This window comes from Pseudomonas sp. JV449 (genome assembly GCF_032424295.1).
Taxonomy (GTDB): domain Bacteria; phylum Pseudomonadota; class Gammaproteobacteria; order Pseudomonadales; family Pseudomonadaceae; genus Aquipseudomonas; species Aquipseudomonas marginalis.
On record NZ_VYKD01000005.1, the window covers coordinates 302,177 to 313,492 of the forward strand.

Sequence of the window (11,316 nt, forward strand, 5' to 3'; positions counted from 1 at the left end):
TTCCTTCCTTGGTTCCATGGCTGAGCGGGGCGCAGACCTGCCGTGACAGTGTAGTCGAGGTCCCTTGAATTCGGCGGCCAGTTGGCGTCAAATCAACTCCGCGCCTTAAGCGAGGGAAGATGGCTTGGCACAGGGGTTCAAATCAGCTCAATTCAGTTCAATGTGAAGGCGCAACAGGCATGGATGAACAACTTGCGACGAAACCCACTATTTTGCTGGTCGACGATGAAGAGTCGATCCTCAACAGCTTGCGCCGCCTGTTGCGCGGCCAACCCTTTGATGTCGTGCTCGCGGGCGGCGGCGCCCAGGCCCTGGAGATCATGGCCGCCCAGCCCATCGACCTGGTGATGAGCGATGCGCGCATGCCCGGCATGGACGGCGCGCAGCTGCTGGCCGAGGTTCATCGCCTTTATCCCGCCACCAGTCGCATCCTGCTCACCGGCTACGCCGACCTGCCGACGATCATCAAGGCGATCAACGAAGGGGCGATCCACCGCTATATCGGCAAACCCTGGAACGACGACGAACTGAAGCTGATCCTGCAGCAGGCCCTGGAATTTCAGCGGCTGGAGCGCCTGGCCCATCAGCAGAACGACCAGCTCAAGCTGTTGAACGCCACCTTGGAAAAACGCGTGGCAGCACGCACCAGTGAGTTGCAACAGACCGCCGACATGCTCGACCTGGCCTACGACGAGCTCAAGCGCAGCTACGTGACCGGCACCGAAGTGTTTTCGTTGCTGGCCAACCTGCGCCTGCCCAAGAACAAACAGACCAACCGCGCACTGATCGAACTGGTGCGAGTGTACTGCACCGCCCAGTCCATAGACGAAGCCAGCGCCCGCGACATGGCCATGGCCGCCGCGCTGTACAACATCGGCAAGCTGAGCTGGAGCGACAGCATGTTGATCGAGCCGGCCGACAAGCTGCACAGCACCGATCGCGAGCGCTACCGTGGCTATCCGGCCCAGAGCGAATCGCTGCTGATGACCCTGGAGCCGATGAAGGATGCGGCGCGGATCATCCGTCATCACCAGGAACGCTGGGACGGCAGTGGTTTTCCCGACCACCTCAAGGGCGATGCGATTCCGTTCGGTTCACGCCTGCTGAAACTGGCGGTGGACTTCATCGAGTTGCAGAAAGGCCTGATCCTTGAGCGGCACCTGAACAGCGATGAAGCGCTGTTGTATATCCGCAAGTATGCCGGGCGCCTCTACGATCCGGACCTGGTCGAGGACTTCATCCTGGCGTGCGCTGCGTTTCTCAGTGACGTGACCCTGGGCGATCCGACCGTCAAGGTGCTCACCACCCGTGAGCTGGAAGACGGCATGGTCCTGGCGCGTAACCTCAACGCCGATAACGGCATGTTGCTGCTTAACGCCGGCAAGGTGCTGAACCTGCCGTTGGTGGACAAGCTGATTGCGTTCGAGGCGATGGAAGGCGCCAAGTACAGCGTGTTCATCAAGGAGCCGGACGAGAGCGAAGGGGTGCTCCATTAATTTTCATTTTTTGAGTTCAAGGTTTTCAGTTCATGCCTAGCACTATCCGTATCGCCGCTGCCCTGCTGATCGGCAGCGACGGCCACACCTTGCTGGTGCGCAAGCGCGGTACCCAGGCCTTTATGCAACCCGGTGGCAAGATCGACGCCGGTGAGCAGCCCGTCGAGGCCCTGGCCCGCGAGCTGTACGAAGAGCTGAACCTGCGCATCGAGCCCGGCGACGCGGTCTACCTGGGTCACTTCTCGGCCCCTGCGGCCAACGAACCGGGGTTTACCGTGGACGCTGAATTGTTCCAGGTGCAGATCGATGCTCCGGTCAGCCCGGCCGCTGAAATCGAAGAGGTGCGCTGGATCGACCCGGCCGGTGATGGCGGCCTGGTGCTGGCGCCCTTGACCCGTGACCTGATCCTGCCGTTTTACCGCGCGTCACTGACCACGCCGGCCTGACGCGAATGAGCGTGCGTGCGCTGGGGGCCAACGATGCCGAGGCTTATCGGGCGTTGATGCTGGAAGCTTACGGCGCCTATCCCCAGGCGTTCACTTCCAGTGTGGCCGAGCGTGCGTCGATACCGTTGAGCTGGTGGGAAAAGCGCCTGGAGAGTCCGCTGGATCGTTTGCTCGGCGCGTACGTCGACGGGGTACTGGCCGGCATCGTCGGCCTGGCCTTCGAGCCTAGGGAGAAGGCACGGCACAAGGTGACCCTGTTCGGCATGTACGTGAACGCGGCTTACCAGCAGAAAGGCTTGGGCCGGCGATTGGTCGAGGCAGCGCTGGATGAAGCGCGCCGACATCCGCGGCTGAAAGTGATCCAGCTGACCGTCACCGCCGGCAACGATGCAGCGTTTGCGCTGTACCGCCGCTGCGGGTTTATCCAGTACGGCCTGGAACCGTTGGCGGTGCGAGTGGGCGTGGACTACTTCGACAAAATCTACATGTGGCGCGAACTCACGGCTCACTGAGATCCAATGTAGGAGGGGCTTGCCCCTCTCACATTTGGAACTGTGTTGTTTCAGCGTACCGCGCTCACGCCATCCAGCGTTGAAAACGACGTATCTTTTGCCGTCAGCAAAAAATCGCGCATATACGGCGCATCCAGCATGTCCGCACGAATCCCCGCATACAGCGTCGCAAACAAGCCTTTCTCGCCCAGGCGCTTGGCCTTCACGTAGCCGCGCGAGCTGTATTCATGCAGCGCCCAATGGGGCATGCCGCACACGCCACGGCCGCTGGCGACCAGCTGCATCATCATCACCGTCAGTTCCGAGGTGCGCACCTGGGCCGGTTCCACATCGGCCGGTTCCAGGAAGCGGGTGAAGATGTCCAGGCGGTCACGCTCCACCGGGTAGGTGATCAGGGTTTCGCTCAGCAGGTCTTCGGGCACGATGTACGCCTTGTTCGCCAGCGCGTGCTGGTTGGCCACGGCGAGCATGGCTTCGTAGGTGAACAGCGGCACATAGGTGATGCCCGGCAGCTCCAGCGGGTCGGAGGTCACCACCAGGTCCAGGTCGCCACGGGCCAGGGCCGGCAGTGGCGCGAACGCAAAGCCCGAGGCCAGGTCCAGCTCGACTTCCGGCCAGGCATCGCGGAATTGGTCGATGGTCGGCATCAGCCATTGGAAACAACTGTGGCACTCGATCGCCATGTGCAGGCGTCCGGCGGTGCCCCCGGCCAGGCGTGCAATATCGCGCTCGGCACCACGCAGCAGGGGCAGGGTGGCGTCGGCCAGTTGCAGCAGGCGCAGGCCGGCGCTGGTGAAGCGCACGGGTTTGGTCTTGCGCACGAACAGCGGCATGCCCAGGCGCTCTTCCAGCTCCTTGAACTGGTGGGACAGCGCCGACTGCGTCAGGTGCAGACGCTCGGCGGCCTCCACCAGGCTGTCGGCTTCGCGCAGGGCGTGCAGGGTCTTGAGGTGACGGATCTCGAGCACGGGCTCTCCATGAAGACAATTTGTGACGAAACGGAATAGCGTGAGTTTGTCTCATGTTGCAATCCATGTCGACCATGACCGCCGGGCACTCTTCATCAAACTGTCATGGAACTGTGGCAGCGCCCTTGAACAAACTTCATCAGACTCGCGCTCTACTGGGGTTCTGCGTTTCGGTGTTTTTCATGCGCGTGTTGTTTTTACTGGCCGCTCTACTGTTCGGCCTGCCGTCTTTTGCGGCGTCTCGATGTGATGTCAATGTCCCGACCCAAACGGTCGACCTGGCCCAGGTGAGCATCGCCTACCAGAGTATCGGCCGTGCGTCCGACCCGGCCTTGCTGCTGGTGATGGGCTTGGGCGGGCAACTGATTCACTGGCCTGACGAAGTCGTCGTTGCCCTGTGTCAGCAGGGTTTCCGGGTGATCCGCTACGACAACCGCGATGTCGGCCTCTCCACCTGGCGCCAGGCGCCGGCGAACGCCAACCTGACCTTTGAAGTGCTGCGCTACAAGCTCGGCCTGCCGGTATCGGCGCCGTACACGCTGACGGATATGGCCGATGACGCCCTGGGCCTGATGGACGCCTTGCAGGTCCAGCAATTCCACGTACTGGGCGCAAGCATGGGCGGCATGATCGCCCAGCACCTGGCGGCGATGGCGCCCCAGCGCGTGGAAAGCCTGACCCTGGTCATGACCAGCTCCGGCGCCGAAGGCTTGCCGGCCCCGAATGCGGCGCTGGTGCAATTATTGTCGCGACGCAGTGCGCCGAATCGTGAAGTGGCGCTGGAGCAGCAGGCCGATTTGCTCGCGGCGCTGGGCAGCCCGACTGTGAAGGACGATCGCCAGGTGCTGCTGCACCAGGCGGCGCTGTCCTATGACCGCGCCTTCAACCCGGACGGCGTGAAGCGCCAGATCATGGCGATCCTCGCCGAACCCAGCCGTGTGCCGCTGCTCAACCAGCTGCGCGTGCCGACACTGGTGGTCCACGGCACCGCCGACCCGTTGCTGCCGGTGATGCACGGCGTGCACCTGGCGGCGCATATCCAGGGCAGCCAGTTGAAGTTGATTCCCGGCATGGCCCATCGTTTCCAGGAAGCGTTCAAGGCGCCGCTGCTGACGGCGGTGTTGCCGTACCTGCAGGCTCATCGCGAAGATGCCGCCCATTGGGCGCAGATCGATCCGGTCGCGCCTTCGAAGCTGCTGTGACATTGGTGTATCGTGCACCCTTTACGGCGTATTGAAGCCTGCGAGGTTGCCTGTCATGAGTACTCCCCTGAAAATCGATTTCGTCAGCGACGTGTCCTGCCCCTGGTGCATCATCGGCCTGCGCGGCCTGACCGAAGCCCTCGACCAGCTTGGCACCGAGGTGCAGGCCGAGATCCATTTCCAGCCGTTCGAACTGAACCCGAACATGCCCGCCGAAGGGCAAAATATCGTCGAACACATCACCGAGAAATACGGCTCCAGCGCCGAAGAGTCCCAGGCCAACCGTGCGCGTATCCGCGACATGGGCGCCGAGCTGGGCTTTGCCTTCCGCACCGACGGCCAGAGCCGTATCTACAACACCTTCGACGCACACCGCCTGCTGCATTGGGCCGGGCTCGAGGGCTTGCAGTACAACCTCAAGGAGGCGTTGTTCAAGGCCTACTTCAGCGATGGCCAGGACCCTTCCGATCACGCCACCCTGGCGATCATCGCCGAAAGCGTCGGCCTGGATATCCAGCGCGCCGCCGAGATTCTCGCCAGCGATGAATACGCCGCCGAAGTCCGCGAGCAAGAGCAATTGTGGACCTCCCGTGGGGTGACGTCAGTGCCGACCATCGTGTTCAACGACCAGTACGCCGTCAGCGGTGGCCAGCCGGCGGAAGCCTTTGTGGGCGCGATTCGCCAGATCATCAACGAAGCTAAAAACTAAAATCGAACACTGATCCAAATGTGGGAGGGGGCTTGCCCCCTCCCACATTTGTTTCTCATTGTCCTTGAGGTAAGCGCTGGCCCGCCCCTTGCATCGACCCCCTAAAGCCATAGGGGAAACATGACCTTGAACATTCTCGACCTCGACCACAGCCTCACCGGTCAGGCACCGATTGCCCGGCGTCTGGCCAGTGGCCGTGCCACGCGTATCGACCTGCTGGACCTGGGCCCGAAGCTGCGCCTGTGGTCCACCGAAAAAACCTGGAAGCGCTTCGCCGAACGCCTGGCCCGGCGGCCCCGGCCCACGGATGCGCGTCCGGAAATCCTGTTCGTCGGTTCCGGCGATTATCACCACCTGACGCCGGCGTTTCTGGCCGACCTGAAAGAACCCATCAGTCTGATCCACTTCGACAACCACCCCGACTGGGTGCGCTTTGCGCCCAGGCGCCACTGTGGCTCGTGGGTCAACCGCGCATTGAACATGCCGGCGATCAAACGCATCGTCACCCTCGGCCCCTGCAGCGATGACCTGCATAACCCGCAACTGCGTGGCGGCAACCTCGGTGCCCTCAAGCGCGGGCGCCTGCAACTGTTCCCCTGGCAGCACCCGCCGTCGAAAGTCTGGGGCCGGGTCGGCGATGGCGCCGGCCACCAGCAGCAGGAAAACCACCTGCACTGGCGCAACCTGGCGGAGCTGGACTGGCCGGCGTTTCTCGAGCAGATGATCGGCAGCCTGCCCACCGAAGCGATCTGGATCACCATCGACAAAGACGTGCTCGCCAGTGAAGACGCCGCCACCAACTGGGACCAGGGCGGCATGCGCCTGACCCACCTGCTGCAAGCCCTGCGGGCGCTGGCGGCGCGCAAGCGCATCATCGGCATCGACGTGTGCGGCGAGTTCGCCACGCCGGCGTTCAGCAACGCGTTCAAGCGTTGGGAAGCCAAGTCCGACCAGCCGCCCGCGGAGCGCTGGAGCCCGGAGGATCTGCAGCGCAACGCCGCCACCAATGAAGCCCTGATCGACCTGTTTGAGGAGCTGTTCCCGTGAGCCTGACCGTGGTGTTACTCGTGGCGTTTTCCATCGTGCTCGATGTGATCGGCCAACTGTGTTTCAAGCTCGGCCTGGACCGCTTGCCGGAGCTGGAGGGCGGTTTTCGCCTGAATGCGTTCTGGGGCCAGGTGTTCCATGCGCCGTTGCTGTGGGCGGGGATCGGTGCCTATGTAATCGAGTTTTTCGTGTGGCTCGAAGCGCTGTCTCGTGCGCCGTTGAGCCTGTTATTCCCGGCGGCGGCCCTGGCTTATTGCGGGGTGGTGCTGGCGGGCAAGGTGGTACTGGGCGAAACCGTCAGCCGACGTCGTTGGCTGGGCACGCTGGTGATTACCTTGGGTGTGATGCTGGTAGCGATTGCTGGGAGTCAGGCATGAGTACGCAAACGATGCATACCGGTTGGTTGCATGGGCGCCTGGGCACGGTGGTGCTGTGGGCCTTGCTGATCTGCACCGAGAGTGCCGGGCAGCTGTTTACCAAAGTTGCAGGGGACCAACTGGGGCAGATGGATTTCAACTGGCAGTGGTTGTCCGAGGTGGCGCGTAACCCGGGGATCCTGGCGGCGATCGCCAGTTACATCGGCGCGTTTTTCGTGTGGATGCTGATCCTGCGGCGCAGCAGCCTGTCCCTGGCGTTTCCGCTCAGTTCGCTGGTGTTTGTGGTGGTGTTGCTGGGTTCGTGGCTGGGGCTGGGGGAACATATCAGCCCGCTGCACTGGGTAGGCGTGGCGGTGATCATCGGCGGGATAGCGCTGCTGGCCGAAGGCGAAGAAAACTGAAACACGAATTCATGGGGAGTGGGCTTGCCCCTCCCATATTTTGTTCGAAGTGATTAATCAAACTTGTAGCTGATCGCCGTTTGTACCTGGCCCTGGTTCACGTCGCCGGTCTCCTTGACGATGCTGCTGTTGGCCGCCGAACCCACCAGGTGCACCCAGCTGGCGCTGGTCAGCAGTGACCAATTGGAGGCCAGGGGGAATTCGAAACTCTGGGTCAACGTGAGGTTCTGGAAGCCGCCGTTGGCGTTATACGGACGAATACCAGAGGCCGCGGATTCATTGGCGTCCACCCCGAAATAAGTCTGGGTCTGGCGCGCATCGGCGAAATTCGCCGCCAGGCCGCTGCTGCCGATCACCCCGCCACCCAGGGGGTAGCCCAACTCGCCGCCGACCTTGCCCAGCGCGCCGCTCTGCGAGTGCCCGCCGCCCACGGCCTGGCCCATCCGGGCGTACACGCGCCAGAAGTCGGCCGGCGCGTATTGGATGAAGCCGCCCACTTCCGCCATGTCCGACACATTGCGCAGGCCTTGCAGCTCACCGTTGGAGGTACGCCCCTGCAGGTAGTTGATATAGGGGCCGGCGGTAAAACCGTTGGTGTTCAGGGCGCTCCAGGTCAGGCCGTCATCGGTGCTCAGGCTGACGTTGCCCCAGTCCAGGTCCAGGTAGGGCACGGGGCGGGTTTCGTAGCGGCTGCCGGTGGGGTCGTGGGGTTGATAACTGAGGCCCGCGCCGGCTTCACCGGTGACCGGGGCTGCCAGGGCGGTGTCGGCAATGCCCCACAGCCCCAGTAAACCGGCGAATACAGCGCAAGTGAGTTTGAGCATGGAGCAGGTTCCTTATCTGGACATGCGCGCATGAACGCGCGAAGGGCATCCCTTGCGCAAGCACTCATCTTGTTTGTAGCGAGCTACAAAAATTGTAGCTTGCACGACACATATCTCCACCGCTAACGCCAGAACCCCCAGCCCGGCTGGGCTTCAGCCAGTTGGCACACTCCCTGCTCTACCCCTTGGGCAAGCGCACACAGCGCGCTCCTCAAGGTAAACGCAGATGATCCACTGGCATATCGTGTGTGACTTCGACGGGACCATTACCCCCACCGATGTCATCGACAACGTCCTCCAACGCTTCGCCGGCCCCGAGTGGGAAACCATCGAACAGGAATGGCTGGATGGGCATATCGGTTCCCGCGAATGCCTGAGCCGTCAACTGGCGCTGATCAAGGCCACCCCAAGTGAACTGCTGGCGTATTTCGACAGTGTCGAGATCGACCCGGATTTCCCCGACTTCGTCGATCACGTGCTCGGCCTGGGCGCTTCTCTCGAAGTGGTCAGCGACGGTATCGAACAGGGGATTGCGCGGATCCTGTCGCGCAACTACGTGACCTTGCTGCCGATCCTCGCCAACCGCCTGCGCCAGGTCGACCAGAACAGCTGGCGCATCGATTTCCCGTATGCCAGCGATGCCTGCCGCGCCGCGTCCGGCAACTGCAAGTGCAAATCCACCCCGCGCAACAAGCGCGTGCTGGTGATCGGCGACGGCAAGTCGGACATGTGCGTGGCCTCCACCGCCGACTTCGTGTTCGCCAAAGACAGCCTCGCCCAGTACTGCGCAGCCAACAACATCCCTCACGCGCGCTTCGACACCTTCGCCGAAGTGCCTGCGTTGCTGGCCCGCCTGCCTCAGGGCATCGCCGCCAACGCCACCACCTTCAATACCTCTTCTGACAATCAGGAACTCTTCCACCATGTCTGATATCCGCATCGCTACCGCCGAAGACCAGATCCTCCTGGATAAAGAAGCCAAGTATTGCTCCTACGGCGACACCGTTCACTACATCGAGCCACCGCGTATTTTCAGCCGTTGCGAAGGCTCCTACGTGTGGGACACCGAAGACCAGGCCTACCTCGACCTGCAAATGTGGTACTCGGCCGTCAACTTCGGCTACGCCAACCCGCGCCTGAACAATGCGTTGAAACAGCAGATCGACACCCTGCCGCAAATCGCCAGCCAGTACCTGCACAAAGGCAAGATCGAGCTGTCGGAAATGATCGCGGTGGACGCCAAGAAGAAATTCGGCCTCGACGGTCGCGTGCACTTCAACGTCGGCGGTTCGCAGTCGATCGAAGACTCCCTCAAGGTGGTGCGTAACGCCACCAACGGCAAAAGCCTGATGTTCGCCTTCGAAGGCGGCTATCACGGCCGGACCCTCGGCGCCTCGTCGATCACTTCCAGCTACCGCTACCGTCGTCGCTATGGCCACTTCGGCGAGCGCGCGCAGTTCATCCCGTTCCCGTACCACTTCCGTGGCCCCAAGGGCATGACCAAGGAAGAGTACGGCAGCCATTGCGTGCAGCAATTCGCGCGCCTGTTCGAGACCGAATACAACGGTGTGTGGGACCCGAAAGTCGGCCAGAGCGAATACGCCGCGTTCTACGTCGAGCCGATCCAGGGCACCGGCGGCTACGTGATCCCGCCGATGAACTTCTATCGCGAACTCAAGCATGTGTTGGATCAGCACGGCATCCTGATGGTGTCCGACGAAATCCAGATGGGCTTCTACCGCACCGGCAAACTCTGGTCCATCGAGCACTTTGACGTACAACCGGACGTGATCGTGTTCGGCAAGGCGCTGACCAACGGCCTCAACCCACTGGGCGGCATCTGGGCCCGTGAAGAGTTGATCAACCCGAAGATCTTCCCGCCAGGTTCGACCCACTCCACTTTCGCCTCCAACCCATTGGGCACGGCGGTGGGCCTGGAAATGTTCAAGATGACCAACGAAGTCGACTACGGCGCGATGGTCATGGCCAAGGGCAAATTCTTCCTCGAAGGCCTGCAGGACCTGCAGAAACGGTTCCCGATCATCGGCGACGTCGACGGCCTGGGCCTGGCCCTGCGCTGCGAAATCTGCGGCCCGGACGGCTTCACGCCGGACAAGGCGACCCTGGACTACATGGTCGAAGAAGGCATGAAAGGCGACATGGTCGTCGATGGCCGCAAACTCGGCCTGATCCTCGACGTGGGCGGCTACTACAAAAACGTGATCACCCTGGCACCGTCCCTGGAAATCAGCTACCCGGAAATCGAACTGGGCCTGAAGCTGCTCGAGCAACTGCTGGTACGGGCGACCCAACGGTGAGCGCCGCCGGGATCGACCTCGGTGAAGGCAGTGCCGGTTTCGTTCTCGGTGAAGGTCCGGTCGGGATCCTGTTGATCCACGGCCTGACCGGCACCCCGACGGAGTTGCGCCAGGTCGCCAAGGGCCTGGTCAAGGCGGGTAACTGCACGGTGTACGTGCCCACCCTGGCCGGGCACTGCGGTGACAACAGCGACCTGCAGGCCACCGGCTGGCTGGACTGGTACGAGGGCGTGCGCAAGACCTTCGTGCAGGTCAGGCAACGCCACGAGCAGGTGTTTGTCGGTGGCTTGTCGATGGGCGCGGTGATGTCGATGTACGTGGCTGCCGAGCACCCTGGGCAAGTTGCCGGGCTGTTGATGTATTCCACCACCCTCAAGTACGACGGCTGGAGCATCAACAAACTGGCGTTCCTCACGCCGTTGCTGATGAAGATTCCGTTCGGCGTGCATATCTGCCGCTTCGAAGAGAAGCCGCCCTACGGCATCAAGAACGAACGCCTGCGGGCAATCGTCGAGCGGCAGATGAAGGAAGGGCAGAGCAGCGAAGCCGGTTTGCTGACCATGGAAGGCATCACGGTGCGCGAGTTGCACCGCATGAATGCCGTGGTCAGGAAACGCATGCCCAAGGTCAAGGTGCCGGCCCTGGTGCTGCACGCCCTCGAAGACGACATCACCAGCCGCTGGAACGCCGATTACGTGGAGCGTCACCTGGGCGGCCCGGTGACCAAGATCCTGCTGGACAACTGCTACCACATGATCACCGTCGACCTGCAATACCGCCGGGTGATCGAGTTGAGTGCCGACTTTGTCGAGCGGCACACCGCGTTTGTGGACGCCGGCTTACTTTGTGGTGAGCGGGCTTGCTGTTGTGGTGAGCGGGCTTGCCCCGCGCCGGGCGGCGAAGCCGCCCCATCACTGACACTGCATGCGTCCAGTTAGAACTGAGGTGCCTGGGTTTGGGGCGGCTTCGCCGCCCAGCGCGGGGCAAGCCCGCTCACCACAATGAGCCGCTCGCCA

General features: G+C 62.4%; 13 protein-coding genes. 11 read left to right on the forward strand and 2 right to left on the reverse strand.

Annotation, left to right across the window (positions count from 1 at the left end; all coding sequences use genetic code 11):
- Nucleotides 1-179 precede the first annotated feature (179 nt).
- From F6S08_RS06570 to F6S08_RS06580, 3 genes are read left to right on the forward strand one after another with little or no spacing between them, the layout of a single operon-like run.
- Complete coding sequence (locus tag F6S08_RS06570) at nucleotides 180-1,496, forward strand: HD domain-containing phosphohydrolase (RefSeq protein WP_065926546.1); 1,317 nt, start codon at nucleotides 180-182, stop codon at nucleotides 1,494-1,496.
- A 32-nt stretch (nucleotides 1,497-1,528) separates the two neighbouring features.
- Nucleotides 1,529-1,942 carry an NUDIX hydrolase gene (locus F6S08_RS06575; RefSeq protein ID WP_065926545.1) on the forward strand — a complete coding sequence of 138 codons (414 nt, stop codon included), beginning with the start codon at nucleotides 1,529-1,531 and terminating at the stop codon, nucleotides 1,940-1,942.
- Nucleotides 1,943-1,947: 5 nt separating this feature from the next.
- Nucleotides 1,948-2,454: a GNAT family N-acetyltransferase gene (locus F6S08_RS06580; protein WP_065926544.1), complete on the forward strand. Its 507-nt coding sequence runs from the start codon at nucleotides 1,948-1,950 to the stop codon at nucleotides 2,452-2,454.
- 50 nt (nucleotides 2,455-2,504) lie between these two features.
- Here F6S08_RS06580 and metR read toward each other — a convergent pair whose 3' ends face one another.
- Nucleotides 2,505-3,422, reverse strand: a complete 918-nt coding sequence (metR, locus tag F6S08_RS06585; RefSeq protein WP_027604617.1) for a transcriptional regulator MetR — start codon at nucleotides 3,420-3,422, stop codon at nucleotides 2,505-2,507.
- Nucleotides 3,423-3,604: 182 nt separating this feature from the next.
- Between metR and F6S08_RS06590 the strand changes: the two genes are divergently transcribed.
- The 5 genes from F6S08_RS06590 (at nucleotide 3,605) to F6S08_RS06610 (ending at nucleotide 7,158) form a co-directional block, all read left to right on the forward strand.
- Nucleotides 3,605-4,624: an alpha/beta fold hydrolase gene (locus tag F6S08_RS06590; protein ID WP_065926543.1), complete on the forward strand. Its 1,020-nt coding sequence runs from the start codon at nucleotides 3,605-3,607 to the stop codon at nucleotides 4,622-4,624.
- A 55-nt stretch (nucleotides 4,625-4,679) separates the two neighbouring features.
- A complete protein-coding gene (locus F6S08_RS06595; protein WP_065926542.1) occupies nucleotides 4,680-5,333 on the forward strand; it encodes a DsbA family oxidoreductase in 654 nt (217 codons plus the stop codon).
- Nucleotides 5,334-5,459: 126 nt separating this feature from the next.
- Nucleotides 5,460-6,380: an arginase gene (locus F6S08_RS06600; RefSeq protein WP_065926599.1), complete on the forward strand. Its 921-nt coding sequence runs from the start codon at nucleotides 5,460-5,462 to the stop codon at nucleotides 6,378-6,380.
- Entirely contained in the window at nucleotides 6,377-6,757 is a 381-nt protein-coding gene (locus F6S08_RS06605) for a transporter (protein ID WP_315871411.1), read from the forward strand. Before F6S08_RS06600 ends, F6S08_RS06605 begins: the two co-directional genes overlap by 4 nt.
- Nucleotides 6,754-7,158 carry an EamA family transporter gene (locus F6S08_RS06610; protein WP_065926540.1) on the forward strand — a complete coding sequence of 135 codons (405 nt, stop codon included), beginning with the start codon at nucleotides 6,754-6,756 and terminating at the stop codon, nucleotides 7,156-7,158. Before F6S08_RS06605 ends, F6S08_RS06610 begins: the two co-directional genes overlap by 4 nt.
- A 53-nt stretch (nucleotides 7,159-7,211) precedes the next feature.
- Here F6S08_RS06610 and F6S08_RS06615 read toward each other — a convergent pair whose 3' ends face one another.
- Nucleotides 7,212-7,982, reverse strand: coding sequence for a MipA/OmpV family protein (locus tag F6S08_RS06615; RefSeq protein WP_065926539.1), 771 nt, complete (start codon nucleotides 7,980-7,982; stop codon nucleotides 7,212-7,214).
- A gap of 226 nt (nucleotides 7,983-8,208) precedes the next feature.
- Here F6S08_RS06615 and F6S08_RS06620 point away from each other — a divergent pair, with 226 nt between their 5' ends.
- From F6S08_RS06620 to F6S08_RS06630, 3 genes are read left to right on the forward strand one after another with little or no spacing between them, the layout of a single operon-like run.
- Complete coding sequence (locus F6S08_RS06620; protein ID WP_065926538.1) at nucleotides 8,209-8,913, forward strand: MtnX-like HAD-IB family phosphatase; 705 nt, start codon at nucleotides 8,209-8,211, stop codon at nucleotides 8,911-8,913.
- Nucleotides 8,906-10,300, forward strand: a complete 1,395-nt coding sequence (locus tag F6S08_RS06625; RefSeq protein ID WP_027604609.1) for an aspartate aminotransferase family protein — start codon at nucleotides 8,906-8,908, stop codon at nucleotides 10,298-10,300. Before F6S08_RS06620 ends, F6S08_RS06625 begins: the two co-directional genes overlap by 8 nt.
- A complete protein-coding gene (locus F6S08_RS06630) occupies nucleotides 10,297-11,238 on the forward strand; it encodes an alpha/beta hydrolase (protein WP_315871412.1) in 942 nt (313 codons plus the stop codon). The genes F6S08_RS06625 and F6S08_RS06630 overlap by 4 nt, the downstream gene beginning before the upstream one ends.
- Nucleotides 11,239-11,316 lie beyond the last annotated feature (78 nt).